The following is a 25,500-nucleotide window of genomic DNA, read 5'->3' on the forward strand; positions in this document are numbered from 1 at the left end:
GCCATTCCGCCGGGCCGTACGCGGATCCGGTCTCGCCCAAGGAGATCAGTGGTATGAATCTGTGGAGAAGGCTGTCCGGCCGGAGCCGGACGCTCGCGCTCACCGGCGCCGGCGTCCTCGTGGCCGGCGGGCTGGTGACCCTTCCGGTCACCGCGGCGCAGGCCGCGACGCAGTGCAGCGTGGACTACACCACCAGCGACTGGGCCGGTGGCTTCACCGCGAACGTGGTCATCAAGAACCTCGGTGACCCGGTCAGTTCGTGGAACCTCGGCTTCACGTTCGGCAACAGCAGCCAGCGCGTCCAGCAGGGCTGGTCGGCGAAGTGGACCCAGAGCGGCCAGAACGTCACCGCCCAGAACGAGTCCTACAACGGTTCGCTGGGCACCGGCGCCAGCACCAGCATCGGGTTCAACGGCGCCTGGAGCGGCAGCAACCCGAAGCCGACGCAGTTCACGCTCAACGGCACGGTCTGCAACGGCGGCACGCCGCCCACCAGTACCCCGCCCACGAGCACGCCGCCGACGAGCACGCCGCCCACCAGCACCCCGCCGACGAGCACGCCGCCCACCAGCACGCCCCCCACCAGCACCCCGCCCGGGCAGAAGGTGGACAACCCGTTCGTCGGGGTGAAGGGGTACGTGAACCCGGAGTGGAAGGCCAAGGCCGAGTCCGTGGCCGGCGGCAGCCGGGTGTCGAACAACCCGACCGCGGTCTGGATCGACCGGATCGCCGCCATCAACGGCACGCCGGACAGCAGCTCCAACGGCGCGATGGGCGTCCGCGCCCACCTGGACGCCGCGCTCGCCCAGGGCGCCGGCTACATCCAGTTCGTCGTCTACAACCTGCCCGGCCGCGACTGCTCGGCGCTCGCGTCGAACGGTGAGCTGGGCCCGGACGAGCTGCCCCGCTACAAGTCCGAGTACATCGACCCGATCGCCGCGATCCAGGGCGACGCGAAGTACAAGAACCTGCGCATCGTCAACATCATCGAGATCGACTCGCTGCCCAACCTGGTGACCAACACCTCGGGCAACCCGGGCGGCACCGCGATGTGCGACACGGTCAAGGCCAACGGCGCGTACGTCAACGGCGTGGGCTACGCCCTGGCGAAGCTCGGCGCGCTCGGCAACGTCTACAACTACATCGACGCCGGCCACCACGGCTGGCTCGGCTGGGACAGCAACTTCGGCCCGGTCGCCGACCAGCTCAAGGCCGCCGCCGTCGCGTCCGGCAGCACCGTGAAGAATGTGCACGGCTTCATCACCAACACGGCGAACTACTCCGCGCTGAAGGAGCCGTACGTCAAGGTCACCGACTCGGTGAACGGCCAGACCGTGCGGCAGTCCAAGTGGATCGACTGGAACCAGTACGTCGACGAGCTCTCGTTCGCCCAGGCGTTCCGGCAGAAGCTGGTCTCGATCGGCTTCGACAGCAACATCGGCATGCTGATCGACACCTCCCGCAACGGTTGGGGCGGCGCCGCCCGGCCCACCGGCCCGGGCCCGCTGACCAGCGTGGACGCCTACGTCAACGGTGGTCGGATCGACCGTCGCTTCCACGCCGGCAACTGGTGCAACCAGGCCGGTGCGGGCCTCGGCGAGCGGCCGAAGGCGGCGCCGGAGTCCGGCATCGACGCCTACGTCTGGGTGAAGCCCCCGGGCGAGTCGGACGGCTCCAGCAAGGAGATCCCGAACAACGAGGGCAAGGGCTTCGACCGGATGTGCGACCCGACGTACACCGGCAACGCCCGCAACGGGAACAGCATGTCCGGTGCCCTGCCGGACGCGCCGATCTCCGGCGCCTGGTTCCCGGCCCAGTTCGCGCAGCTCATGCAGAACGCCTACCCGGCGCTGTAGAGCCCCGCGGCCGGACCACCCGCCGCGGCGGGAGTGAGGCACCGCCGCGCGGGTTTCCCCGGGCCCCTGGTCGACGCCCACGTCGACCAGGGGCCCCCGGCCGTTTCCGGTCAGGGCACCGTCTTCTCGATCGCCGCGCGGCCCAGCTCGGCCAGGTCACGGCGGGCCCGCTCGACGTTCTCCGGGGTCACGTCCTGGCCACGGGCCCGGACCAGGTCCTCCGGTTCCCAGGGCTGCTCGGCGCCGGTACGGATGTTGTCCCCGCCCGCGCCGGTGCCGGTGCCGGTCGCGCCGGTGCCGGCCGCGTACGGGTCGCCGAGGAGGTCCGGCGAGCCGGTGTCCGGCACCGCGCCGTTCGGCTCGGCGAACGCGGGATTGTCCGGATCGGTGCCACCGCCGCGGAACTGCGGCACCGTGCTGTCGTCGTCCACCGCGGCGGCCACCTCGGGGGTCTCCTCCAGCGGTCGCTCGCCACCGGGGTCACGATCGGTCATGCTGCTGCCTCCTGTCCCCATCCGCGCCTGGCGTACCCGGTGCGACGCCGGGCATGCCGGCCGGTCGGAGTGGGGATCCGGCGCGACTCAGGAGTCGTCGGAGCGCGCCGGTGGGGCCTCGGTCGGGCGCAGCCGCTGCCAGAGCAGCATGAGCAGCCCGAAGACCAGCATCACCGCCCCGGCCCACAGGTTGATCCGCAGGCCCTGCGCCTTGTCGATCTCGGCCGACGAGTCGAAGAGTCCCATCAGACCGACGATCAGCCCGTACGCGACGAACAGCCCGCCGATGACCCGGCGGATGTCGAACAGCCGGGCCGCGGCGGAGCTCGCCTCCCGGGCGTCCTCGGTCTCGTCGACCAGCGGGTCGTGGGCCTCGCCGCCCTGGTAGCGGTCCGCGTTGTCTGCCATGACGTGGGTCCCTTCCTCAGAAGACCGGGATGTAGAAGAGCGCGGCGAGCACCACGGCGACGACGCCGAGCAGCACCGGGGAGCGGTACCAGGCCGCGTCGCCGGCCAGCGAGTCGTCGGCGAGAGTGGTGTCGCTGAGGCCGTACACCAGGCCGGTCAGCTCGTCGTTCGTCTTCGGCCGGGTCAGCGGCGTGATGATCGCGGCCACCACGGCGACGGTGACGAAGGCCAGGCCGGCGCCCCAGAAGCTCTCCTCCAGGTCCGAGTTGAAGCTGATCACGCCGGTCTTGTAGAGCAGGTAGGTGGCGATCGCCACCACGGTGCCGGACAGCAGCGACCAGAAGCCGGCCAGCGCGCTCATCCGCCGCCAGAACATGCCGATGATGAACGTCCCGAACAGCGGCGCGTTGAAGACCGAGAACAGCGCCTGGATGTAGTTCATGATGTTGCTGAAGCCGGCCGCGATGAACGCCGTGCCGATGCCCACCACCACCGCGATCACGGTGGCGATCCGGCCCACCTTCACGTAGTACTCGTCCGGGCGGTCCCGCCGGAAGTACGCCTGCCAGATGTCGTACGTGAAGACGGTGTTGAACCCGCTGACGTTGGCCGCCATGCCAGCCATGAACGACGCCACCAGGCCGGTGACCGCGATGCCGAGCACGCCGTTGGGGAGCAGGTCGCGCATGAGCAGCGGGATGGCGTTGTTGTAGACCAGGTCCCCCTGGTCGGCGCCCAGCCCCTTGACCGTGATCAGGGCGATCAGGCCGGGAATCACGGTGACCAGCGGGATGAGCAGCTTCGGGTACGCCCCGATGATCGGCGTACGCCGGGCGGCGCTCATGTTCCGCGCCGACAGGGCGCGCTGCACCTCGGCGAAGTTGGTGGTCCAGTAGCCGAAGGAGAGCACGAAGCCGAGACCGAAGACGATGCCCAGCCAGTGCGCGCCGAGCGGGTTGTCGGTGCTGCCGGTGCCCTGCCAGGCGTGCAGACCGGCCTCGCCGAGCTTGGACTCGCGTACCGCGTCCATCAGGCCGCTCACGCCGCCGACCTTGACCAGGCCGATCACCGTGATCGGCACCAGGCCGGCGATGATCACGAAGAACTGGAGCACCTCGTTGTAGATCGCGCCGGAGAGCCCGCCGACGGTGATGTACGCCAGCACGATCACCGCGCCGACCACGATCGCGATCCAGAGCGGCCAGCCGAGCAGCGCCTGCATGATCAGCGCCAGCGCGTAGAGGTTGACGCCGGCGATCAGCACCTGGGCGACCGCGAAGCTGATCGCGTTGAGCAGGTGGGTGGGGCGGTTGAAGCGCAGCCGCAGGTATTCCGGGACGCTGCGGACCTTCGAGCCGTAGTAGAACGGCATCATCACGATGCCGAGGAAGACCATCGCCGGCACCGCGCCGATCCAGTAGTAGTGCACCGTCATGATGCCGTACTGGGCGCCGTTGGCGGCCATGCCGATGATCTCCAGCGCGCCCAGGTTCGCCGAGACGAACGCCAGGCCGGTGACCCAGGCGGGCAACGACCGCCCGGACAGGAAGAAGTCGACGCTGGTCTTGATGGCGCGCCGGGCGGCGAAGCCGACCCCCAGCACCGTGACGAAGTAGAGCGCCAGGATCAGGTAGTCCAGGGCGTTCATGTTCAACCGTAGGCCGCTGCCCATGCCTGTTGCTCCCCTCGTGTGGGTGCGTGCTGCGGCGGCAGGTACCCCGATCGCGATGTTTCATGCCTACTGTTCGATCCACTTGAGGCGCAAGAAGGGGCCCCTTCTTAACGCCTGGCGTCGAGAAGGGGCCCCTTCTCACCTACCGGCTGGCCGGTGAGGTGCAGGTGGCGGTGCCTCAGCGGCCCAGCACGCGGTCCAGGAAGTCGCGGTAGCCGCGCACGGCCACCCGGAGCTGCTCGGTGTCGGACGAACCGGACTCCTGCCAGGTGCCCAGCTTGGTGCGCTGCTCCCGCAGCGCCGTGGACAGCGCCTCGATCGCCTCCTCGACCAGCGACTCCGCCTCGCCGACTGCGGCCTTCGGGTCGTCCACGAAGCGCAGTTGGACGTCGCGCCAGCGGTCCCGGAAGCCCTGCGCCGCGTCGGAGTCGAACAGCGTCGCCGCGTCGGCCGGCACCGCGCCGGACGTGCCCCGGCCCGCGCCGGCCAACGCCGCGCCGCCGGCTGCCGCGCCCGCCGCCGCGGTGGCGGTGGCCGGGTCGACGGTGTCGTGGTGCCGCCCGGACCCGTCGGCGTCGGCGCGAACCGGCACGGCGTCCGGGTCCACCAGACCCGGCTCGGGGCTGCCGTAGCCGACCGCGCCGGCGGCCACCGCGTCGTCCCGGTCGCGGTCGGCGACCACCGTGTCGTGCCGGTCGGCGCGCACCGCGTCGTCGTGGCGGTCGCTCACCGTGTCGTCGTCCCGGTCCGCGTCGTCGACGACGGTGTCCGGCCGGTCCGCGTCGGGGTGCTCGGCCGCCCAGCGGTCCCGGTCGTGCAGCCGGTCCCCGGCGGTCGGGTCGGCCCGCTCGTCGTCCAGCGGGTCGGTGCGCCCGGGTGCGCCGTCGCCCGGCGCGGCGGTGTCCTCACGACGCGCGTCCCGCTCGTCCTGCGGACGGCCGCCGGCCAGCGCCGAGGCGGCCACCGCGTCGCCCACCGTGGCCGCGCAGAACGCCGTCGGGAGCGGCGCCGGCTCGTGGAAGGCGGGCCGCTCGCCGTCCCGCGTCCCGTCGGCGTCGTCCGACCGGTTCGCCGCGTCGCGCAGCTCGTCGGCGTCGTACGCCCGGGTCTCGTCGGGCCGGGCGTCCGGCCCGTCGGTCACGGCCGGGTCGTCGAACGTGCCCCGGTCGTCGAGCGCGTCCTCCGGAAGCTCGGCCCGGCCGGCGCGGTCGGTCCCCGACCGGTCGGCGTGGGCGTGGTCGTCCGGCGGCGGGACCGGCACCGGCGCGGATCGTACGGTCTCCGGGTGCTCCGGCGTGACCTGCTGCTCTTCGTGGCGCATGGCGGCGGCTCCTCAGCGGCTCGTGGCGTCGTGCTCGGGGTCGGGGTCGGGGTGGCGCTGCTCCGGCGACCGCTGGCCGACGGGGTCCGCGCCGAGCAGGTCGGCGAAGAGGGCCCGGTAGTGCACCAGCGCCTGGCGGAGATCCTCGGTGCCGGCCTCGCCGCGTTCGTTGCGCTGCCGGATCTCGTGGGCGTCGCGGTAGTGGGTGAGCGTGCGGGCGTGCTCGACGGAGAGATGGGCGATCTGGTCGGAGAAGTCCCCGGTGGGGTATCCGCGCTCCGCGATCAGGTGACTGACCAGCTCGTCGGCGTCGCCGACGGTTTCGGCCGGCGAGTCCACGAAACGCACCTGGAGTTCCTCCCAGGCGGCGGCGTACCGGGCCCGGGACTCCGGGGTGAGCGGGGTCAGCTCCAGATCGGCGTGCCGACGCTCGCGCTCCCGCAGCTCCCGCTCGGCGGCGCCGCGGCTGTCCTGCTCGGCGACGACCCGGTCGTACTCCGGGCCGAAGCGCTGCCGCAGCGCCCGTCGGCGGTTCGCGACCACGGCGAACGCGACAAGCGCGGCGACCACGGCGACGACGATGACTATGACGACTACCTGCGTGGGCGACATGGCTCCTCCTTCGCCAGCTGGTATTCCCTCCTCCGGGTGATCGCCAATCCCGTTCCGGGGCACTTTCCCGGGTCGGGTGCCCGGCGCGCGGCCCGCGGCCGCCGGTCCGGCCATGCGACGGGGGTCCGACGGGGCCCGCCAGGACCATCTCGGACCGTAGTGAGCGGCGAGACGGCCGGTAGTGCATCCGTCGGGGATTACGTATCCTGCCCAAGGCGTCCGGGCCGGGTCCCGGCGTCGTGGCCGTCGACCTGACGGCCACTGCCGGCGCCACCCAGCGAACCTTCCCGGGCGAGGTCTGATTGAACACCCGCGACTGGCCGATCCGCGCCAAGCTGACCGCGCTGGTCATCGGCCCGGTGACCGGGCTGCTGGCACTGTGGATCTTCGCCACCACGCTCGCCTTCGGGCCCGCGCTCGACCTGCTCGCGACCCGCACCCTGCTGTACGACCTGGGCCGGCCGGGCGAGAACGTGGTGGCCGAGTTGCAGCGGGAACGGCGGCTCTCCGTGGTCCAGCTCGCCGGGAACGGCGTCCTGCCGGAGCTGGCCGCGCAACGCGACCGCACCGACCGGGCCGTCGACGAGCTGCGCCGCCGGATCGACGGCGAGGCGTTGCGCGACGCGGCCGACGACCAGCTCGACGCGCGCCTCGACCAACTGGGCTCGGCGCTGGAGGCGCTCCCCGCGGGGCGGGTCTTCATCGACGACCGGAAGGTCGACCGGGCCGGCGCGGTCGGGCTCTACAGCGGGATGATCGGTTCGGCGTTCCAGGCGTTCTCCGCCATGGCGATGCTGCCCGACGTGCGGCTCAACCGGGAGGCGTCGGCGCTCACCGCGCTGGGCCGCTCCCGTGAGCTGCTCGGCCAGGCCGACGCGCTGCTGGCCGGTGCCGTCACCGCCGGCCGGTACGCCGACGGCGAGCACGAGCAACTGGTGCGCACCGTGGAGAACCAGCGGTTCCTGGCCGAGAACGCGGTCGCCGACCTGCCGCCCGACGAGCGGGCCGGCTACCAACGACTCACCGAGGGCACCGCGTTTCTCCGGCTGCGCGCGCTCCAGGACACGCTGATCCGCGCCGACGACCTCCCCGCCGGCTTCGACGTCCGGGCCTGGGAGGCCGGCCACGCGGAGGTCTGGCAGGGCCTGCGGGACTTCGAGCTGCGCGGCGCGGACAGCCTCGCCGAACGGTCGGTGCCGATCGCGGTACGCATCCTGGTCCAGCTCGCCGCCGCCGGCGTGCTCGGCCTGGTCGCCATCGTGGTCTGCGTGCTGGTGGCGCTGCGGGTCGGCCGGTCGCTGGCGCACCGGCTGACCGGCGTCCGCACCGCCGCGACCGAGGTGGCCGAGCAGCGGCTGCCCGACGTGGTCGCCCGGCTGCGCCGGGGCGAGGAGGTCGACGTCGACCGCGAGGCCCCGGAGCTGGACCACGGCGGGGACGAGATCGGCCAGGTGGCGCGCGCCTTCAACGAGGTACGCCGGACCGCCGTCCGGGCCGCGGCCGACGAGGTCACCCTGCGCCGCGGCTTCAACGAGGTCATCCTCAACCTCGCCCGGCGCAGCCAGGGCCTGGTGCACCGGCAGTTGGCGCTGCTGGACCGGCTGGAGCGGCGCACCGAGGACCCGGACGAGCTGGCCGGGCTGTTCCAGGTCGACCACCTCGCCACCCGGCTCCGCCGGCACGCCGAGGACCTGGTCATCCTGGCCGGGGCCGCGCCCGGCCGGGGTTGGCGTCGGCCGGTCGCCGCGGTGGACGTGATGCGCGGGGCGATCTCCGAGGTCGAGGCGTACGACCGGGTCGACGTGGGCGAGGTGCAGCCGGCCGGGGTGCTCGGCCGGGCCGTCGGCGACGTGATCCACCTGCTCGCCGAGCTGATCGAGAACGCGACCGCGTTCTCCCCGCCGGGCACCCGGGTGGACGTCACCGGCCGGACCGTGCCGGGCGGCTACACCATCGAGATCACCGATCGAGGGCTCGGCATGTCACCGCCGGCCATGGCCACCGCCAACCGCAAGCTGGCCGCCCCGCCCGAGTTCGACCCGACCGACAGCGCCCGGCTGGGCCTGTTCGTGGTGGCCCGGTTGGCCGCGCGGCACGGCGTCCGGGTGGAGCTGCGGCGGGGCCGGCCGGCCGGGACGATCGCGGCGGTCCTCGTCCCGTCGGATCTGATCACCGACGAGCCGCCGGTCGGCCCGGACGCCACCACCGGCCCGGAGCGGCGCCGGATGGCGAAGGTGAGCCGGCTGACCACGGTGCCCCGCGGGCGGCCCACCCGACCGGGCCGGGAGCGTCCCGAGTCCACCGTCATCCCGTTGCCGGCCGCCCGGCCCTCGACCGTGGAACCGCCCGCCGACGGCGACGGCCTGCCCCGGCGGGTGCGCCGGCGCGGCCCGGCCCGACCCCGCGCGGTGGTCAACGACACCCCGGCCAGCCGCCCGCCGGAGGAGGCCCGCCGCACCATGTCCGCGTTGCAGGCCGGCACCGCGCGCGGACGCCGGGACGGCACGCGTGCCACCGGCAACCCGACGGTCGCGCGGATCCGGGGCACCGTTCCCGACCCGCCCACCGACGTGCCGGCGGACCCCGGTACGCCGGCCACCGCGCCGGAGCCGGCCCCGGAGCCCTCCCCGCCGGCGCCGGACCAACGAACCGCGACTGAGAGGGACGCCTAGTGGTGCACACGACGCGGCAGAACGCCGATCTCGACTGGCTGCTCGACGACCTGGTGGAGCGGGTGCCGGCCGCCAGCCGGGCGGTGGTGCTCTCGGCGGACGGGCTGCTGCTCGGCGCCTCCACCGACCAGGACCGCACCGACGCGGAGCACCTCTGCGCGCTGGCCTCCGGCTTCTCCGGGCTGGCCAAGGGGGCCACCCGGCACCTGGGCGGCGGCGCGGTCCGGCAGACGGTGGTGGAGATGGAGTCGGCGTACCTGTTCGTCACGGCCGCCGGGCAGGGCGCCTGCCTGGCCGTGGCAAGCGACGCGGACGCCGACATCGGCCTGGTGGCGTACGAGATGGCGATGCTGGTGATCCGCGTCGGGGAGAACCTGGCCGCGCCGGCCCGGATCCCGGGGGAGCCCACCGATGCGAGCTGAGTGGCCCGGGCCGCAGCACGAGTGGCTCGATGCCGACGCCGGCCCGGTGGTGCGTCCGTACACGCTCACCGGCGGCCGGGTGCGCCCGCCGGTCGACGGGTTCGACCTGCTGGCGTTCGTGCTGACCACGTCCGCGGCCGTGCCGGCCGGGGTGCCCGGTCTCCAGCCGGAGCACCGCCGCCTGGTCGAGCTGGCCCGGCGGCCGAAGGCCGTGGCCGACCTCGCTGCCGACCTGGACCTCGCCGTGGGCGTGGTCCGGGTGCTGCTCGGCGACCTCCTCGCCCATGGGTTCGTCGCGGTGCACCGGCCACCGGCCACCGCGTACCTGCCCGACGACAACATCCTCAAGGCGGTGGTCAATGGACTCCGTGCGCTTTGACCCGGAGCCGGCCGCGTCGCGGGTGCCGCTGGCCCTGAAGATCCTCATCGCGGGTGGCTTCGGCGCCGGCAAGACGACGCTGGTGAGCGCGTTGAGCGAGGTCCGCCCGTTGCAGACCGAGGAGGTGCTGACCGGGGCCGGTCTGGGCACCGACGACGTCTCCGGGGTGGAGCAGAAGTCGACCACCACGGTGGCGATGGACTTCGGCCGGATCACCATCAACGACGACCTTCAGGTCTACCTGTTCGGCACCCCGGGCCAGGACCGTTTCTGGTTCCTCTGGGACGAGCTGGCCTTCGGCGCGCTGGGCGCGGTGGTGCTGGCCGACACCCGCCGGCTGGCCGACTGCTTCCCCTCGATCGACTACTTCGAGCAGCGGGGCATCCCGTTCGTGGTGGGGGTCAACTGTTTCGACGGCTCCCGGCGGTTCGGCCTGGAGGCGGTCCGCGACGCGTTGGACCTCGACCCGGACGTCCCGCTGGTGCTCTGTGACGCCCGGGACCGGCAGTCCGGCAAGCTGGTGTTGATCACGCTGGTCGAGCACGTGGCCCGGCAGCGCGGCGAGCCGGTCCCGGTGGGCTGATCCCGCCCGCCCGCCCGCCCGCCGGTCGGGGCGGCGTTCGACGACTGACCGGGCGACCGCCCGGGAAGCCTGGTTGGATCGCAGCAGGACCGACGGAAGGTGGGAAGCGGTGGCGGGGCAGCACGAGGTCGTCCACATCGGGGGCTACACGGCGGAGTCGGACGGGCGGGCCGAGGGGATCGTCGCGGCCCGGCGCGACCCGGCGACCGGGGCGCTGACCCCGCTCGGCACCGTGGCGGTCACCCCGTCGCCGTCGTTCCTGGCCCGGCACCCCGGGCAGCCGGTGCTGTACGCCGTCAACGAGCTTCCCGAGGGCGGGCTGAGCGCCTTCCGGGTGGCCCCGGACGGCGGCCTCACCGCGCTGGGCGTACGCCCGACCGGCGGGGCCGAGCCGTGCCACCTCGCGATCGCGCCGGACGGGCGGCACGTGTTCGTGGCGAACTACGGCGGCGGCAGCCTGGCGGTGTTCCCGCTGGACGCCGACGGCGTGCCGGGGGAGCGCACCGATCTGGTGCGGCACGAGGGGCACGGCACCGATCCGGAGCGGCAGGAGGCGGCGCACTGCCACATGGTCTCGCCCGATCCGGCCGGCGGGCCGCTGCTCGCCGTCGACCTGGGCACCGACTCGGTCTACCGGTACGACCTCGACGCCGCCTCGGGGCGGCTGGTGCCCCGGGGCCCGCGGCTGCGGACGCCGGCCGGCACCGGGCCGCGGCATCTGGCCCGGCATCCGGACGGGCGGCGCTGCTGGCTGGTCGGTGAGCTGGACGCCACGGTCACCGGGTACGACCTGACGCCGGACGGGCTGCGCCAGCGGGTCCGGGTCGACGCCAGCGGCCGGACCGGGCACGTGCAGCCCGCCGGGGTGGCGGTCGGGCCGGACGGCCGCTTCCTCTACGTGAGTAACCGCGGCGTCGGCACGGTGGCCGTGTTCGCGCTGGCGGGGGAGACGCCGGAGCTGGTGGCCGAGGTGGACAGCGGCGGTGGCTGGCCCCGGCACTTCGCGCTGGCCGGATCGCACCTGTACGTCGCCGACGAGCGGGCCGACCTGGTGCGGGTCTTCCGGGTGGACCCGGGCAGCGGGGTGCCGGAGCCGGTCGGGGAGCCGGTGCCGATGGCGAGTCCGACCTGCGTGCTGGTGTGACGGAGTGGTCACGTAGCGCGCGATCCGCAGTGGACGGTGGCCGCCTCGGTCACTGATTCCTAACTCAGCGTGCCGATTAAGTGATCAACTGTTTCTCCTGCGTAACTTTCGTCCGAACGGTTGTGGCAGTAACCCCACGAGATACGCAAGATGGTCACCGTGTCTGGCCGCCATCGCATGCGTCACAACCTCCGAGGAGCAGGCGCCGCCGCAGCGGCGACCGCGCTCGTCGCTGTCGTAGCCGGTTCCTGGTTCGGTTACCAGCAGCTGGCCGGCCCGAACTGCTCGGGCCGGATCGAGCTGTCGGTGTCGGCGGCCCCGGAGATCGCGCCAGCGGTGCAGGGGGCTGCCGACGAGTGGGTGGCCAACGGCGCGGCGGTCGGCGGCACCTGCATCGCGGTGAACGTCGCCTCGGCCGAGCCGGTCGACGTGGCCGCCGCGGTGGCGGGCAAGCACGGTGCCACCCTGGCCGGCGTCGGGCAGGCCAGCGGCACCGCGGTCACCCCGGACGTCTGGGTGCCCGACTCCTCGACCTGGCTGGTCCGGCTGAAGGCCGGCGGCGCGAGCGCCTTCGCCCCGGCCAACGGCGCCTCGATCGCGCGTAGCCCGGTGGTGGTCGCGTTGCCCGAGCCGGTCGCCACCCGGATCGGCTGGCCGGACAAGGAGTTCCGCTGGTCCGACCTGCTCCAGCAGGTGACCGCCAGCAAGCCGTTGCGGGCCGGGATCGTCGAGCCGACCCAGGACGCGGCCGGCCTGTCCGGCCTGCTCTCGCTCACCGCGGCGGCCAGCTCCACCGGTGAGGCCGGCTCTCCGAAGGCGCAGGAGGCGATGGTCGGGGCGCTGCGCGCGCTGGCCACCAACCGCTCCTCGCTGCGGCAGGACCTGCTCGCGCGGTTCCCGCGTTCGTCCGACCCGACGGCCATCGCCAACGGGTTGGGCGCGGCGGCGCTGTCCGAGGAGGACGTGATCGCCTACAACAACACGAAGCCGCCGATCAAGCTCGCCGCGCTCTACCTCGACCCGCCGCCGATCCCGCTGGACTTCCCGTTCGCGGTGCTGCCCGGCATCGAGCCGAGCAAGGCGTCGGCCGCCCGGGTGCTCTTCGAGGCGCTGCGCTCCGCCGACTTCAAGGACCGGCTCGCCGCGCAGTCGCTGCGTGCGCCGGACGGCAACTGGGGTCGGGGCTTCCAGGCGCCGACGGGCGCGCCGAGCCCGTCCAACGGTGGGGAGAAGCAGGTCCCGCCGTCCGGTCAGGGCGGCGCGGCCGACCTGGATCCGGTCGCCATCTCGACGGCCACCACCACCTGGTCGGTGGCCACCCAGTCCGGTCGGATGCTCTGTGTCGTCGACGTCTCCGGTTCGATGAAGAAGCCGGTGGCCACCGCCAACGGCGCCAGCCGGGAGCAGGTCACGGTGGCCGCCGCCGGTCAGGGGCTGGGACTCTTCGACGACTCCTGGTCGATCGGCCTGTGGACCTTCTCCACCAACCTGAAGGGTTCGCAGGACTGGAACGAGCTGGTCGGCATCCGGCCGCTGTCCGGCAACCGGGGCGAGTTGCAGCGCGGCCTGGCCTCCATCCGGCCCTCCAGCGGCGACACCGGCCTGTACGACACCATGCTCGCGGCGTACAAGAAGGTCCAGCAGGACTGGGAGCCCGGCAAGGTCAACTCGATCGTGCTCTTCACCGACGGCAAGAACGAGGACGACAACGGCATCTCGCAGAAGGCGCTGCTGGACCAGCTCAAGAAGCTCCGGGACGACGAGCAGCCGGTCCAGGTGATCATCATCGGCATCGGCAACGAGGTGAACCGGGCCGAGCTGAAGTCCATCACGGACGTCACCGGCGGCGGCGCGTTCGTGACCACCGACCCGAGCAAGATCGGCGAGATCTTCCTCCAGGCGATCGCGTTGCGGCCACCCGCGCCGCGCTGATCCCGCACTCAGCGATAATCTTCCGCCGTGCCGGCGATCCGGTGCGGCGGAAGGCTTCCCGGGTCAAGACCTGGGAAGTGAACTGACGGTAATGTGTCCGAATCAATCGGTAACCATAATTGTCCTGGCATGATGTCCGCGTGCCTCGACCGCAGGCCCTCCAACCGGGGGACGGGCGGGGACGGGGCGGTCCTGAGTTAAGTGGGGAGGACCGGTGACCTCGGCGACGTTGTTGACCCCTGCCAGGACGTCGCGTCCCGGGGGTGATCGACCCGGTGCGACGACGCGAGCCGCGGAGCGGGCCTACATCCGGGTCCTGGTGGTGCTCGACACCGCCGTGCTGGCCGTGGCCATCCTGGCCGGGTACCTGGCCCGGTTCGGTGACGAACAACCCACCGGGTCCGAGATCCCGTACGTGGTGGTCGCCCCGGTGCTCCTGCTGGTCTGGTTGGTGTCGCTGAAGGCCATGCGCTGCTACGACGACCAGGTCCTCGGCTACGGCGCGGACGAGTACCGCCGGGTCAGCTCCGCGAGCCTGCGGCTGGCCGGCGGCATCGCCATCGCCGGCTACATCGCCGACGTCGGGGTCTCCCGGGGCTTCCTGGCCATCTCCTTCGCGGTCGGCACGATCGGTCTGGAGGTGGCCCGGTTCGCGGCGCGCAAGCGGCTGCACCGCGCCCGCGACCGGGGCGCCGGCTGGTCCCGCAAGGTGCTGGTGGTCGGCGACACCGCGCACGTGCTGGAGCTGGTGCACACGCTGCGCCGGGAACCGTACGCCGGCTACCAGGTGGTCGGCGCGTGCATCCCGGACGCGCTGCTCGCCCCGGTGCCGCAGCGGCTGGGTGACGTGCCGGTGGTCGGATCCTTCCGGGGCATCCCGGAGGCGGCCACCGCGATCGGCGCGGACACGGTCGCGGTCACCGCGTCCGGTGAGCTGACCGCCACCCGGCTGCGCCGCCTGGGCTGGCAGTTGGAGGGCACCGGTGTCGACCTGGTGGTGGCCCCGGCGCTGACCGACGTGGCCGGCCCGCGCATCCACACCCGCCCGGTGGCCGGCCTGCCGCTGATCCACGTCGAGGCGCCCGAGTTCCGCGGCGCCCGCAAGCTGGTCAAGGGATTCGTGGACCGGTCGCTCTCGCTGATCGCCCTGCTCCTGCTCTCGCCGCTGCTGGGGGTGCTCGCGCTCGCCATCAAGCTGGACAGCCGGGGCCCGGTGCTGTTCCGGCAGACCCGGGTCGGGCAGGGCGGGGAGGAGTTCGGCGTCTTCAAGTTCCGCACCATGGTGGTCAACGCGGACGCTCTGCTCGCCGAGCTGGCCGCGCGCAACGAGACCGACGGCCTGATGTTCAAGATGCGCGACGACCCCCGGGTGACCCGGACGGGCCGGCTGCTGCGCAGGTGGTCGCTGGACGAGCTGCCCCAGCTCGCCAACGTGCTGCTCGGCCACATGAGCCTGGTCGGCCCGCGCCCGCCGCTGCCCTCCGAGGTCGCCCGCTACGACGGCGACGTGGCACGCCGGCTGCTGGTCAAGCCCGGCATGACCGGCCTCTGGCAGGTCAGCGGCCGGTCCGACCTGAGCTGGGAGGACGGCATCCGGCTCGACCTCTACTACGTGGAGAACTGGTCGCTCGCGGCGGACCTGACCATCCTCTGGAAGACGTTCGGCGCGGTGCTGGGCAGCCGCGGCGCCTACTGATCCTGCGGGCCCAGCCAGTCCAGGCAGACGACCACCGCGTCGTCCACCAGGTCACCGGCGACGAAGGCCCGCAGGTCGCCGATGAGCGACCGGACCGCGTCCAGCGGCTCCATCGGGCCGGTGCGACGCAGGAACCGGTCCAGGGCCGACTCGCCGTAGCGGACCCGGTCCGCGGTGGCGTCGATCACGCCGTCGCTGACCACGAAGAGCCGGTCCCCGCGCTCCAGGTGGAACCGCTGCTCGCGGTAGTCGGTGCCCTCGAACATGCCGAGCGGGAACTGCTTCTCCAACGCCTGGGACGTCACCTCGCCGGCGCGCAGCCGGATCAGGTGCGGGGAGCCGGCGTCCACCGCGACCAGCGCCCCGGTGGCCAGGTCCAGCTCCATCAGCAGTACGGAGAGGTGCTGCTCGCCCCGGTGCTGCTCGTAGATTGCCTGGTCGGCCAGGGCGGCCTGGTCGGCCAGGGCCAGCCCGGCGCGGCGCGCGTTGCGTAGCGCGTAGGTGGCCAGCGAGGTGAGCAGCGCCGCGGCCACCCCCTCCCCGAAGCCGTTGAGCACCGCGAGCCAGAGCCGGTGGCCGTCGTCGGACCAGTCGAAGCTGTCGCCGCGCACCGCGTACGCCGGCTCCAACTGGCCGGCCAGGCTGAACGACGGGCGGATGCGGCTGCGGCCGGGCAGCAGCTCCCACTGCATCTCGGCGGCCAGCGTGAGCCGCCGGCTGCGCCGGGCGCTCAGGTAGATGTCGGTGGTCGACGTGACGGCGGCCACCTCGTGCCCGAGCACGGTGGCGACGGTGTCCAGCTCGCGGCGGGCGGCCGGGTCGGCGGGCACCGGCGAGACCCGGAGCACGCCGCGTCGTTCGCCCCGCATCCCCACCGGGAACCAGCCGGTCCCGTCGGCGAACACCGGCTCCTGGTGGTCGAACGCGTACCAGGCCGGGTGGCCGGGTCCGGTCAGCGCCTCGCCGCCGCCCAGCGGCAGCAACTCGGCGAGCCGGTAGTCGACCTGGTACAGCTCGGTGCGGGTGATCCCGTACGTCCGCCGTAGCTCGTCGGCGAGGCGCGCCACGATGAGATCGGTCGGCGCGTCCGTCACGTTTCGGCGGGCGCGCGCCTCCGCTTCGCTCATCTTTGCTCCTTTGCACAGGTCGCCGGGCTGGGCCGGGGAGTAGTCTCGGGCCCACCATGACCGAGGAGCCCGGTCCCGTGGGACCCGAAGCGAGTATGTCCGCCGCCCTGGACGAGGCGGCGGGCACCCTGCTCTCCGTCTGGGAGGCGGCCCGGGAGCGGACCACGAGCCGCCTCTCCAGCGCCCAGTTGCGCGCGGTGATGGTCGTCGAGCAGTACGACGGGATCAACCTCCGCCGGCTCGCCTCGCTGACCGACATGCTGCTCTCCTCCGCCAGCCGGCTCTGCGACCGGCTGGTGGCGGCCGGCATGCTGGAGCGGGAGCCGGGCCGCTACGACCGCCGGGAGATCTCGCTGCACCTCACCCCGGCGGCCAATCGGCTCCTGGCCGAGCTGCGCGCCGACCGGCGGCGCCGGCTGGCGCGGATCCTGGCCGGGATGAGCGCCGAGGGCCGGGTGGCGTTGCTGCGCGGGATGCGGGAGTTCGACGAGGTCGGTCGCCGCGACGAGGCGACAGCGGCCGAGGACTGGCCGGTGCTGCGTCCCTCCGGGGAGCGGATCGGCGACCCGCTGGTGGGTCTGGGCGCGTCGCCGGCGCCCGGTCGACCGGGCGCGCCCCGCGGGCCCGTCGAGCCGGTCCCGCCCGACGGCCCCTCGGCGGTCCGCACCGCCTGACACCGCGGCCCGCCGTCCGTCGACGCCGGCGCCGGGCCGCGCCGGCGGGGGCGCGCCACGCCGGTCAGCCGGCCGTGACCGCGGCCCGCGCCGTCCGCAGCCGCGCGGCCACCCGGGGATACTCGGTCAGCGCCGCTTCCAGCGTGGCGAGCACGTCGTCCAGCAGGCGGCGGCCACCGCGGGCGGTGAGCGCCTCCTCCTGCCACCTGACGAAATCCCGCAACAGCCGGTCGTCGTCCACCCGTACCGCCGCCACCAGCGCGTCGACCAGGTGCGCGATGCCGGAGGCGACGTCCTCGACGCTCTCCGGCGGCGGATCCACCGCGCCCAGCGCGAGCCGGACCAGCTCGCGCCGGCGGTGCAGCACCGCCACGTACGCGTCGTCCTCCGGTGGCGGCGGCGGGCCGGTGTGCGTGCCGGCGGGCAGCGGCCCGGCCAGCAACCGCACCGCGTCCCGCGCGCTGGCGCCCCACGCCGCCGCGCCGATCGCCGTCGCCCACCGGCCCTCGGGACCGAAACCGGGCCCGCCGGCCAGCACCGGCACCCCGGCGGCCCGACTGGCCTCCACCATCCGCGCCGCCCGCACCAGCCGGTTCGGCTGCACGCAACTGAGCAGCACCGCCTCCGGCCCGGTCTGGTGCAGGTAGGAGACCAGATGCCGGGCCGGCACGCTGGCCCCGAGGAACGTCACCCGCCAGCCGGCCGCCCGGACCACCTCGCTGACGATCCGGGCGGCCAGCGCGTGCCACTCGCCCTCCACGCAGGCCACCACCACGAGGCCGTGGCGCGGCGCGCCGACGCTCGCGCCGAGCGCGTCCACCACCAGCTCACTGACGTGGGTGGCGGCATGTTCCTGGGCGACGCTCCACGAGCCGGTGAGCCACCGCCGGCCGATCTCCCGCTGCGCCACCGCGACCAGGTCGACCAGGACGTCCGCCACCGAACAGCCGCCGGCCACCAGGTCGCGGGCGAGCGCCACGGCGCCGACCCGGTCGGCCCGGTCCAGGTGGTCGAGGTACGCGGCGAGCGTCTCGGGCCCGATCCGGCAGGACGGGCTCACGCGGCGGCCACGGCCAGCATGGCGATGTCGTCGTGCGGCTGCCCGTCGAGCCACTCGTCCACGAGTTGGAGCACCCGGTCGACGAGCGCGGCCGGTGGCAGCCCGGCCCCGGAGGCGAGCGCCTGCCGCAGCCGGTCGTCGCCGAACATGGCCGGCTCGGTGGGACCGCCCCGGGCCTCGGTGACCCCGTCGGTGTAGGCCAGCAGCAGGTCACCGGGGGCCAGCCGGACCTCGACCTCGGCGAACCGGGCCGCGGTCAGCGCGCCGACCGGCATGCCGCCCACCCGGACCGCGTCGATGCCACCGCCGGCGCGGATCACGAGCGGCGCCGGGTGCCCGCCGCCGGCCATCCGGACCAGCAGACCGCCGTCGGGTTGCCGGCTCAGCGTGCCGAGCAGGAGCGTGGTGAACTGGGCCCGCGCGGCCGCGCCCGGCGCGTCCAGCAGCGCGCGGTTGAGCAGCTCCATCAGCTCCCGGGGGCGCTGCTCGACCAGGCGCAGGGTCTGCAACGACTGGCGTACCCGCCCGGTCAGCACGGCCGCGCCGACGCCCTTGCCGCAGACGTCGCCGAGCGCGAACAGACCGCCGTCGCCGGTGGGGAACAGGTCGTAGAAGTCGCCGCCGATGCGCAGGCTGTCCCCGGCGGCGCGGTAGCCGCCGGCCAGCGTCATCCCGGGCAGGCGGGGCAGCTCCGGCGGGAGCAGGCTGTTCTGCAGCACCCGGGCCAGGTGGGTCTGCTCGCCGTACAGCTCGGCGGCGGCCAGCGCGGCGCCGGCCCGGCCGGCGAACTCCCGGGCCAGCGCGATCTCCCGCTGGTCGAAGCCGGCCCGGTCGGGGCGGCGGGCCAGGACCAGCGCCCCGGCCGGCCCGCCGGCGCTGGGCATCGGGCTGATCAGCACGGTGCCCGGCCGGCCGAAGTCGGCGGGGAGCACCTCGGCCAGGTCGGCCAGCTCTGCGTCGAGCCAGGGGCTGGGCGCGGTGAGGTCGCCGTCGAGCGCCTCGACCAGACCGGGGACGGACTCCACGGTCCGCCAGCCGGCCACGCCGGTGATCGGCCCGGCGTCGCCGGTGGCGTACCGGATCCAGTGCGGCTCGTCCTCGGCCGGCGGCGGCGGTCGGTGCACCACCACGGCGACGTCGGCCAGGTAGGGGACCGGCAGGGCGACGGCGGCGCGCAGCGTCTGGTCCCGGTGCAGGGAGAGCCCGAGCCGGCTGCCGGCCTGGGCCAGGAACGCGGTCCGGGAGCGTTCGGTGAGCAGCGCGTCGGTACGCGCGTGCTCCTCGGTGACGTCCCGCACATACCAGGCGCCGCGCTCCCCGGCCAACCCGCGCCGCAGGCCGCGCAGTCGCCGGCCGAGGTGCTCGGTCTCGAACGTGTCGGCGCCGTCGCGGGCCGCCTCGGCCAGCGCGGGCACCCGGCAGCCGGCCAGGACGACGCCCGGCGTCAGCTCGGGGAGAAGCTCCGCCGCCATGGCGTTCACCAGGGTCACCACGCCGGCCGGGTCGATCGTCACGACGGCCTCGGCCAGCCCGTCCAGCAGCTCTCGGGCGAGTCGGTCGTCGGCCGGCAGCGCGACCCCGGCCACCCGCCGGGGTCGTTTCCTCCAGCCGTGTCCACCGCCGCTGACCGGCCCGGCGACACCGCCCCGGCGTGCGGCGGTCACCGCCGCTGGCCGGGCGCTTCGGTCGGTCGACCCGTGTGCATGCTGTCGGTGCACTCCTCGCTCGTGAACAGGTTGCCTGACGGCAAGCGTACCGAGCGGGAGCGACGAATGCCCGTCGAGGAACGCAAGGCGGGGGCCCCGCTTAACGCATTCTGCATAAGCGGGGCCCCCGCCTAACCGGTGGCGGCGCGGGCGAGCCAGCCGACCGGGCGGTCGACGATGCGGCGTACCACCGAGGTGGCGCCGCCGACCGCGGCCGACTGGGCGCCGAGCGCGGCGGGCCGCACCGTGACCGGTGACCAGGCGGCGGTGAGCACCCGTCGGGAGATCTCCGCCACCACCGGCGGGCACAACCACGGCGCGAGCGGGGCGTATCCGCCGCCGAGCACCACGGTGTCCAGGTCCAGCAGGTTCACCACGCCCGCCACCGCCACCCCCAGCGCCACCCCGGCGTCGGCCAGCGCGGCCAGCGTGGCGCGGTCCCCGGCCCCGGCCAGGTCGGCGAGCCGGGTGGCGGCGGTGTCGGCGGGCAGCTCCGCGCCGGGCAGCCCGGCGGCGGCGAGAATGGCCTCCTGGCCGGCGTACCGCTCCAGGCAGCCCTGGCCGCCGCACCGGCAGGGCCGCCCCTGCGGCTGCACCGGGAAGTGACCGATCTCTCCGCTCCAGCCGCGTGCGCCCCGGTAGAGCGCGCCGTCCAGCACGATCCCGGCGCCGATGCCGATCTCGCCGGTGACGTGCAGGAAGCTGCGCGGGCCGACCGGCCCGGCGTACAGCTCACCGAGCGCCGCCAGGTTGGCCTCGTTCTCCACCACCAGCGGCGGGACACCGTCGACCGGCTCGACGAGCGGACGCCCGGCGAGCAGCGCCGGCACGTCCACGTCCCGCCAGCCGAGGTTCGGGGCCAACCGGACCAGGCCGCCGTCGCCCACCAGGCCGGGCACGGCCAGCGTCGCGCCGGCCAGCGTCAACCCGTCGCGTACGGCGGCGGCGCGCGCCTCGGCGGCCAGCGCGGTGAGCCGGTCGAGCGCGTCGGCGGGGGAGACCGGCCGCAGGTCGGCGCGACGGACCAGGTGGTGCCGGACCGTGCCGCTCAGGTCGACCACGCAGGCCGCGAGGTAGTCGACGTTCACCTCCAGCCCCAACCCGGCCGGACCGTCCGCGGCGAGCACCAGGCCGCGCGCCGGCCGGCCCGCCCCGGTCCGCGGAGCCGGCTCCGCCTCGGCGACCAGCCGCCCCGCGATCAGGTCGTCGACGACGGCGGAGACGGTGGCCCGGGTCAGCCCGGTCCCGGCGGCGAGCCCGGCCCGCGATGGGGGACGGTCGGCGGCGGCGATCCGCCCGAGCACGACCGCGAGGTTCAACTCGCGCAGGCTGCCCTGCCGGACCGCTCCGGCGGTGCTGGCGCTGGTCACCTCTTGACACTGCCACATCCCCGCCATTTAATTCAACCGCTGAACAAATCGCGGACGACACCACCACCGGAGGTCCCCATGGCACCCCGTCCCACCCCCGCGGACAAGTTCTCCTTCGGCCTCTGGACCGTGGGCTGGACCGCCCGCGACCCGTTCGGCGAGGCCACCCGCCCCGAGCTCGACGCCGTCGAGGCGGTGCACCGCCTCGCCGAGCTGGGCGCGTACGGGATCACGTTCCACGACGACGACCTGGTCCCGTTCGGCGCGGACGCGGCCACCCGGGACGCCCGGCTGAGCCGGTTCCGCAAGGCGCTCGACGAGACCGGCCTGGTCGTGCCGATGGTCACCACCAACCTCTTCACCCACCCGGTGTTCAAGGACGGCGGCTTCACCAGCAACGACCGCGATGTGCGCCGGTACGCGCTGCGCAAGGTGCTGCGCAACGTCGACCTCGCCGCCGAGCTGGGCGCGAAGACGTTCGTCATGTGGGGCGGCCGGGAGGGCGCCGAGTACGACCTGTCCAAGAACGTCGGCGCCGCGCTGGAGCGCTACCGCGAGGCCGTCGACCTGCTCTGCCAGTACGTCGTCGACCAGGGCTACGACCTGCGCTTCGCCATCGAGCCCAAGCCGAACGAGCCGCGCGGCGACATCCTGCTGCCCACCGTCGGCCACGCGATCGCGTTCATCTCCACCCTGGCCCGCCCGGAGATGGTCGGGCTCAACCCGGAGGTCGGCCACGAGCAGATGGCCGGGCTCAACTTCGCCCACGGCATCGCCCAGGCGCTCTGGCAGGGCAAGCTGTTCCACATCGACCTCAACGGCCAGCGCGGCATCAAGTACGACCAGGACCTGGTCTTCGGCCACGGCGACCTGCTCAACGCGTTCGCCCTGGTCGACCTGCTGGAGCACGGCGGCCCGGACGGCGGCCCCGCGTACGACGGCCCGCGGCACTTCGACTACAAGCCCTCCCGGACCGAGGACATCGCCGGGGTGTGGGCGTCGGCCGCCGCGAACATGAGCACGTACCTGCTGCTCAAGGAGCGGGCCAAGGCGTTCCGCGCCGACCCCGAGGTGGCCGAGGCGCTCGCCGCCAGCCGGGTCGCCGAGCTGTCCACCCCGACGCTCAACCCGGGCGAGGGCTACGCCGAGCTGCTCGCCGACCGGACCGCGTTCGAGGAGTTCGACCCGGAGGCCGCCGGCGCGAAGGGCTTCGGCTTCGTCCGGCTCAACCAGCTCGCCGTCGAGCACCTGCTCGGCGCGCGCTGAGGCGGGCCGCCATGCCGCTCGTCGCCGGGGTCGACTCGTCGACCCAGTCCTGCAAGGTGGTGGTCCGGGACGCGGAGACCGGCGCGCTGGTCCGGCAGGGCCGCGCGCCGCACCCGGCCGGCACCGAGGTCGACCCGTACGCCTGGTGGGACGCGCTGCGCGCCGCGGTCGCGGACGCCGGCGGGCTGGCCGACGTGGCCGCCGTCTCGGTCGGCGGCCAGCAGCACGGCATGGTCTGCCTGGACGGGTCGGGCGAGGTGGTCCGGCCGGCGCTGCTGTGGAACGACACCCGGTCCGCCGACGCCGCCCGGGAACTGGTCGAGGAGGCCGGCGGCGGGGAGACCGGCCGCCGGTTCTGGGCCGACGCCACCGGCGCGGTGCCGGTGGCCAGCTTCACCGCCACCAAACTGCGCTGGCTGGCCCGGCACGAGCCGGCGAACGCCGACCGGGTGGCCGCGGTCTGCCTGCCCCACGACTGGCTGACCTGGAAACTGGCCGGTGCGCCCGGGCTGGACGCGCTGCGCACCGACCGGGGCGACGCCAGCGGCACCGGCTACTGGTCACCGCGCACCGGTGAATACCGGCTCGACCTGCTGCAGCGGGCGTTCGGGCGGCGGATCCGGGTGCCGGTGGTACTCGGCCCGGCCGAGGCGGCCGGACATCTCGACCCGACGGCGCTCGACGGCGGTACGGCCGCGGGCCCGTCCGGCGCCGCGCGCTCGTCCGGCGGCGGGGCAGCCGGCGCGGTCGGTCCGTCCGGCGGCGCCGGGCCGGTGCTGCTCGGCCCGGGCACCGGGGACAACGCCGCCGCGGCGCTCGGCGTCGGTGCCGGTCCGGGTGACGTGATCGTCTCGATCGGCACCTCCGGCACCGTCTTCGCGGTCGCCGACGCCCCGGCCGCCGACCCGAGCGGCGCGGTGGCCGGCTTCGCGGACGCCACCGGGCGGTTCCTGCCGCTGGTCGCCACGCTGAACGCGGCCCGGGTGCTGGACGCCGCCGCGACGCTGCTCGGCGTCGACCTGGACACGCTCGGCGAGCTGGCGCTGTCCGCCCCGGCCGGCGCGGACGGGCTGGTGCTGGTGCCGTACCTGGAGGGGGAGCGGACCCCGGACCGGCCGCACGCCACCGGCAGCCTGCACGGCCTCACGCTCGGCACCTCGACCCCGGCGCACCTGGCCCGGGCCGCCGTCGAGGGGCTGCTGTGCGGGCTGGCCGACGGCCTCGACGCGCTGCTCGCGCAGGGCGCCCGCGCGGACCGGATCATTCTGGTCGGCGGCGGCGCCCGTTCCGCCGCGGTCCGGCGGATCGCGCCGCAGGTCTTCGGCCGCCCGGTGGTGGTCCCGCCGCCGGGCGAGTACGTCGCGGACGGCGCGGCCCGACAGGCCGCCTGGGTGGCGCTGGGCGGTGACACGCCGCCCACCTGGTCCATCGGCACCCCCGAGGAGTACACCGCCGCCCCCGTCCCCACCATCCGCGAGCGCTACGCCCGCGCCCGGGGGTAAGGAGGGGCCCCTTCTTAACGCCTCGTGCATAAGAGGGGGCCCCGCTTAACACCGCGCGCACCGGGGGGTCGCGCTGCGCGAGGGGCGCGGGCCTGGTTGGCTGCCGGCATGAGCGGCACGAGGGTCTCCCGGCACGGGAACGCGGCGCACCGGTTCTACAGCGTCGTGGTCTTCGTCGTGCTCGCCTCGCTGGACAACGTGGCGATCGGCCTGGTGCCACCGCTGTACGGGCCGATCTCCGGCGCGCTCGGTGTGCCGCAGCGGCTGCTCGGCCTGGTCACCGCCGTCAGCTTCCTGGTCAGCGCCGTGGCGGCGGTGGGCTGGGCGTACGTCGGGGACCGCACCAACCGCAAGCCACTGCTCATGGTCGGCACGTTGATCTGGGCGGCCGGCACCGGCGGCAGCGCGCTGGCCGAGCACTACTCGACGTTCCTCGCCGCCCAACTCGTCGCCGCGGTCGGGCTGGGCGCGGTTGGCTCGGTGGGCTTCTCCGTGGTCACCGACCTGATCTCGCCGCGTCGCCGCGGGCTGGTGATGAGCTTCTGGGGCCTGTCCCAGGGCGTCGGCACGCTGGCCGGCACGCTGGTCGGCGGGCTGCTCGGCGCGACCGACTGGCGGCGACCGTTCCTGCTGCTGACCGGCGTCGGCCTGGCCGCCACCATGGCGTACCTGTTCACCTACGACATCCGGCGCGGGCAGAGCGAGCCGGAACTGGCCGAGGCGTTGGACGCCGGGGGCGAGTACGACTACCGGATCAGCCGCGCCGACCTGCCCCGGATCCTGGCCCGGCGGACCAACCGCTGGCTGATCCTCCAGGGGCTCACCGCGCAGGCCGCGTTCGGCTCGCTGGTCTGGCTGCCGGTGCTGTTCAGCCAACGGGCCGAGGCACAGGGCTACTCGGCGGCCACCGCGGTGGTGGTGGGCAGCGTCTTCGCCACCCTGTTCCAGCTCGGCGGCGTGCTCTCCATCGTGGGTGGGCTGGTCGGCGACGCGCTGCAACGGCGTACCCCGAGTGGTCGGGCCCGGGTCGCGGCCGTGGGCGTCCTCGCGGCCGTGCCGTTCTACCTGGTCCTGTTCTTCGTGCCGCTGCGCATCGACGTGCCGGACGGCGGCAGCTCCGGCGCGGTGGTGGCGGCGGTGCTGTCCAGCGTGCTGACCGAGCCGACGATCGGGCTGAGCCTGCTCACCGCCGTGGTGGCGCTGGCGCTCACCTCGGCCAACTCGCCCAACTGGTTCGCGCTGATCGCCGACGTCAACCCGCCCGAGCACCGGGGCACGGTCTACAGCCTCGGCAACCTGGTCAACGGCGTCGGCCGGGCGGCCGGCAACGGGCTGGTCGGGGTGGCGTTCGCCGCGCTGCGGGTGGCGTTCCCGCCGCCGTTGAACTATGCGGTCGGGCTGGCCGCGTTCCAGCTCTTCTTCGTCCCGACCGGGATCATGTACTGGCTGGCGGCCTGGACGTCCCCCCGCGACATCGCGCAGGTGCACGACCTGCTGCACGCCCGCGCCGACCGCCTCGACCGCCGCGACGGCCTCGAAGGAGGGGCCCCCTCTTGACAGGTGGGTGTCAAGAGGGGGCCCCATCTATACCGGAGGCGTTAACA

At 74.2% G+C, this 25,500-nt stretch carries 21 protein-coding genes; 12 read left to right on the forward strand and 9 right to left on the reverse strand.

Annotation, left to right across the window (positions count from 1 at the left end; translation table 11 throughout):
• Nucleotides 1-53 precede the first annotated feature (53 nt).
• Nucleotides 54-1,856 carry a glycoside hydrolase family 6 protein gene (locus C8054_RS12980; RefSeq protein WP_107157039.1) on the forward strand — a complete coding sequence of 601 codons (1,803 nt, stop codon included), beginning with the start codon at nucleotides 54-56 and terminating at the stop codon, nucleotides 1,854-1,856.
• 110 nt (nucleotides 1,857-1,966) lie between these two features.
• On the opposite strand, the gene C8054_RS12985 is transcribed toward C8054_RS12980, so the two are convergent.
• The 5 genes from C8054_RS12985 to C8054_RS13005 form a co-directional block, all read right to left on the reverse strand.
• A complete protein-coding gene (locus tag C8054_RS12985; protein ID WP_107157040.1) occupies nucleotides 1,967-2,350 on the reverse strand; it encodes a hypothetical protein in 384 nt (127 codons plus the stop codon).
• An 87-nt stretch (nucleotides 2,351-2,437) separates the two neighbouring features.
• Nucleotides 2,438-2,758 carry a hypothetical protein gene (locus C8054_RS12990; RefSeq protein WP_107157041.1) on the reverse strand — a complete coding sequence of 107 codons (321 nt, stop codon included), beginning with the start codon at nucleotides 2,756-2,758 and terminating at the stop codon, nucleotides 2,438-2,440.
• Between the two features lie 16 nt (nucleotides 2,759-2,774).
• Nucleotides 2,775-4,430 (reverse strand): sodium:solute symporter family protein, encoded by a 1,656-nt coding sequence (locus tag C8054_RS12995; protein WP_107157042.1) that lies wholly within the window; start codon nucleotides 4,428-4,430, stop codon nucleotides 2,775-2,777.
• Between the two features lie 178 nt (nucleotides 4,431-4,608).
• Nucleotides 4,609-5,751 (reverse strand): hypothetical protein, encoded by a 1,143-nt coding sequence (locus tag C8054_RS13000; RefSeq protein WP_107157043.1) that lies wholly within the window; start codon nucleotides 5,749-5,751, stop codon nucleotides 4,609-4,611.
• A gap of 12 nt (nucleotides 5,752-5,763) precedes the next feature.
• Nucleotides 5,764-6,363 carry a hypothetical protein gene (locus tag C8054_RS13005; protein ID WP_107157044.1) on the reverse strand — a complete coding sequence of 200 codons (600 nt, stop codon included), beginning with the start codon at nucleotides 6,361-6,363 and terminating at the stop codon, nucleotides 5,764-5,766.
• A gap of 302 nt (nucleotides 6,364-6,665) precedes the next feature.
• On the opposite strand from C8054_RS13005, the gene C8054_RS13010 reads away from it, so the two are divergent.
• The 7 genes from C8054_RS13010 (at nucleotide 6,666) to C8054_RS13040 (ending at nucleotide 15,191) form a co-directional block, all read left to right on the forward strand.
• Entirely contained in the window at nucleotides 6,666-9,035 is a 2,370-nt protein-coding gene (locus C8054_RS13010) for a nitrate- and nitrite sensing domain-containing protein (RefSeq protein ID WP_107157045.1), read from the forward strand.
• Entirely contained in the window at nucleotides 9,035-9,457 is a 423-nt protein-coding gene (locus C8054_RS13015; RefSeq protein ID WP_107157046.1) for a roadblock/LC7 domain-containing protein, read from the forward strand. Before C8054_RS13010 ends, C8054_RS13015 begins: the two co-directional genes overlap by 1 nt.
• Nucleotides 9,447-9,836, forward strand: a complete 390-nt coding sequence (locus C8054_RS13020) for a DUF742 domain-containing protein (protein WP_107157047.1) — start codon at nucleotides 9,447-9,449, stop codon at nucleotides 9,834-9,836. The genes C8054_RS13015 and C8054_RS13020 overlap by 11 nt, the downstream gene beginning before the upstream one ends.
• Nucleotides 9,817-10,419, forward strand: a complete 603-nt coding sequence (locus C8054_RS13025; RefSeq protein WP_107157048.1) for an ATP/GTP-binding protein — start codon at nucleotides 9,817-9,819, stop codon at nucleotides 10,417-10,419. Before C8054_RS13020 ends, C8054_RS13025 begins: the two co-directional genes overlap by 20 nt.
• 109 nt (nucleotides 10,420-10,528) lie before the next feature.
• A complete protein-coding gene (locus C8054_RS13030) occupies nucleotides 10,529-11,563 on the forward strand; it encodes a lactonase family protein (RefSeq protein ID WP_107157049.1) in 1,035 nt (344 codons plus the stop codon).
• A 177-nt stretch (nucleotides 11,564-11,740) separates the two neighbouring features.
• On the forward strand, nucleotides 11,741-13,495 hold the full coding sequence (locus C8054_RS13035; RefSeq protein ID WP_107157050.1) for a substrate-binding domain-containing protein: 1,755 nt from the start codon (nucleotides 11,741-11,743) through the stop codon (nucleotides 13,493-13,495).
• Nucleotides 13,496-13,709: 214 nt separating this feature from the next.
• The gene (locus tag C8054_RS13040; protein ID WP_107157051.1) at nucleotides 13,710-15,191 is read left to right on the forward strand and encodes a sugar transferase; all 1,482 of its coding nucleotides are present in this window, start codon (nucleotides 13,710-13,712) and stop codon (nucleotides 15,189-15,191) included.
• Here C8054_RS13040 and C8054_RS13045 read toward each other — a convergent pair.
• A complete protein-coding gene (locus C8054_RS13045; protein ID WP_107157052.1) occupies nucleotides 15,185-16,318 on the reverse strand; it encodes a PP2C family protein-serine/threonine phosphatase in 1,134 nt (377 codons plus the stop codon). The two genes, C8054_RS13040 and C8054_RS13045, sit on opposite strands and share 7 nt — an antisense overlap.
• A gap of 95 nt (nucleotides 16,319-16,413) precedes the next feature.
• On the opposite strand from C8054_RS13045, the gene C8054_RS13050 reads away from it, so the two are divergent.
• Nucleotides 16,414-16,992 carry a MarR family winged helix-turn-helix transcriptional regulator gene (locus C8054_RS13050; RefSeq protein WP_107157053.1) on the forward strand — a complete coding sequence of 193 codons (579 nt, stop codon included), beginning with the start codon at nucleotides 16,414-16,416 and terminating at the stop codon, nucleotides 16,990-16,992.
• Nucleotides 16,993-17,056: 64 nt separating this feature from the next.
• Here C8054_RS13050 and C8054_RS13055 read toward each other — a convergent pair whose 3' ends face one another.
• The 3 genes from C8054_RS13055 to C8054_RS13065 form a co-directional block, all read right to left on the reverse strand.
• Nucleotides 17,057-18,052: a B12-binding domain-containing protein gene (locus tag C8054_RS13055; protein ID WP_107157054.1), complete on the reverse strand. Its 996-nt coding sequence runs from the start codon at nucleotides 18,050-18,052 to the stop codon at nucleotides 17,057-17,059.
• Complete coding sequence (locus C8054_RS13060) at nucleotides 18,049-19,716, reverse strand: PP2C family protein-serine/threonine phosphatase (protein WP_233219621.1); 1,668 nt, start codon at nucleotides 19,714-19,716, stop codon at nucleotides 18,049-18,051. The genes C8054_RS13055 and C8054_RS13060 overlap by 4 nt, the downstream gene beginning before the upstream one ends.
• 173 nt (nucleotides 19,717-19,889) lie before the next feature.
• Nucleotides 19,890-21,155 (reverse strand): ROK family protein, encoded by a 1,266-nt coding sequence (locus C8054_RS13065; protein ID WP_107157055.1) that lies wholly within the window; start codon nucleotides 21,153-21,155, stop codon nucleotides 19,890-19,892.
• A 51-nt stretch (nucleotides 21,156-21,206) separates the two neighbouring features.
• Here C8054_RS13065 and xylA point away from each other — a divergent pair, with 51 nt between their 5' ends.
• The 3 genes from xylA to C8054_RS13080 all read left to right on the forward strand — a co-directional run bounded on the left by xylA (nucleotide 21,207) and on the right by C8054_RS13080 (nucleotide 25,453).
• Complete coding sequence (gene xylA / locus C8054_RS13070; RefSeq protein ID WP_107157056.1) at nucleotides 21,207-22,394, forward strand: xylose isomerase; 1,188 nt, start codon at nucleotides 21,207-21,209, stop codon at nucleotides 22,392-22,394.
• An 11-nt stretch (nucleotides 22,395-22,405) separates the two neighbouring features.
• The gene (locus C8054_RS13075; protein WP_107157057.1) at nucleotides 22,406-23,896 is read left to right on the forward strand and encodes a xylulokinase; all 1,491 of its coding nucleotides are present in this window, start codon (nucleotides 22,406-22,408) and stop codon (nucleotides 23,894-23,896) included.
• Between the two features lie 108 nt (nucleotides 23,897-24,004).
• On the forward strand, nucleotides 24,005-25,453 hold the full coding sequence (locus C8054_RS13080; protein WP_107157058.1) for an MFS transporter: 1,449 nt from the start codon (nucleotides 24,005-24,007) through the stop codon (nucleotides 25,451-25,453).
• Nucleotides 25,454-25,500: the final 47 nt, after the last annotated feature.

The sequence above is a fragment of the Micromonospora sp. RP3T genome (genome assembly GCF_003027925.1).
In the GTDB taxonomy this organism is placed as follows: domain Bacteria; phylum Actinomycetota; class Actinomycetes; order Mycobacteriales; family Micromonosporaceae; genus Micromonospora.

What these genes read in the sequence shown, in the direction of transcription:
- C8054_RS12980 (WP_107157039.1), top strand. Translation starts at nt 54, where the DNA reads ATGAATCTGTGGAGAAGGCTGTCCGGCCGGAGCCGGACGCTCGCGCTC.
- C8054_RS12985 (WP_107157040.1), bottom strand. Translation starts at nt 2,350, where the DNA reads ATGACCGATCGTGACCCCGGTGGCGAGCGACCGCTGGAGGAGACCCCC.
- C8054_RS12990 (WP_107157041.1), bottom strand. Translation starts at nt 2,758, where the DNA reads ATGGCAGACAACGCGGACCGCTACCAGGGCGGCGAGGCCCACGACCCG.
- C8054_RS12995 (WP_107157042.1), bottom strand. Translation starts at nt 4,430, where the DNA reads ATGGGCAGCGGCCTACGGTTGAACATGAACGCCCTGGACTACCTGATC.
- C8054_RS13000 (WP_107157043.1), bottom strand. Translation starts at nt 5,751, where the DNA reads ATGCGCCACGAAGAGCAGCAGGTCACGCCGGAGCACCCGGAGACCGTA.
- C8054_RS13005 (WP_107157044.1), bottom strand. Translation starts at nt 6,363, where the DNA reads ATGTCGCCCACGCAGGTAGTCGTCATAGTCATCGTCGTCGCCGTGGTC.
- C8054_RS13020 (WP_107157047.1), top strand. Translation starts at nt 9,447, where the DNA reads ATGCGAGCTGAGTGGCCCGGGCCGCAGCACGAGTGGCTCGATGCCGAC.
- C8054_RS13025 (WP_107157048.1), top strand. Translation starts at nt 9,817, where the DNA reads ATGGACTCCGTGCGCTTTGACCCGGAGCCGGCCGCGTCGCGGGTGCCG.
- C8054_RS13035 (WP_107157050.1), top strand. Translation starts at nt 11,741, where the DNA reads ATGCGTCACAACCTCCGAGGAGCAGGCGCCGCCGCAGCGGCGACCGCG.
- C8054_RS13045 (WP_107157052.1), bottom strand. Translation starts at nt 16,318, where the DNA reads ATGAGCGAAGCGGAGGCGCGCGCCCGCCGAAACGTGACGGACGCGCCG.
- C8054_RS13050 (WP_107157053.1), top strand. Translation starts at nt 16,414, where the DNA reads ATGTCCGCCGCCCTGGACGAGGCGGCGGGCACCCTGCTCTCCGTCTGG.
- C8054_RS13065 (WP_107157055.1), bottom strand. Translation starts at nt 21,155, where the DNA reads ATGGCGGGGATGTGGCAGTGTCAAGAGGTGACCAGCGCCAGCACCGCC.
- xylA (WP_107157056.1), top strand. Translation starts at nt 21,207, where the DNA reads ATGGCACCCCGTCCCACCCCCGCGGACAAGTTCTCCTTCGGCCTCTGG.
- C8054_RS13075 (WP_107157057.1), top strand. Translation starts at nt 22,406, where the DNA reads ATGCCGCTCGTCGCCGGGGTCGACTCGTCGACCCAGTCCTGCAAGGTG.
- C8054_RS13080 (WP_107157058.1), top strand. Translation starts at nt 24,005, where the DNA reads ATGAGCGGCACGAGGGTCTCCCGGCACGGGAACGCGGCGCACCGGTTC.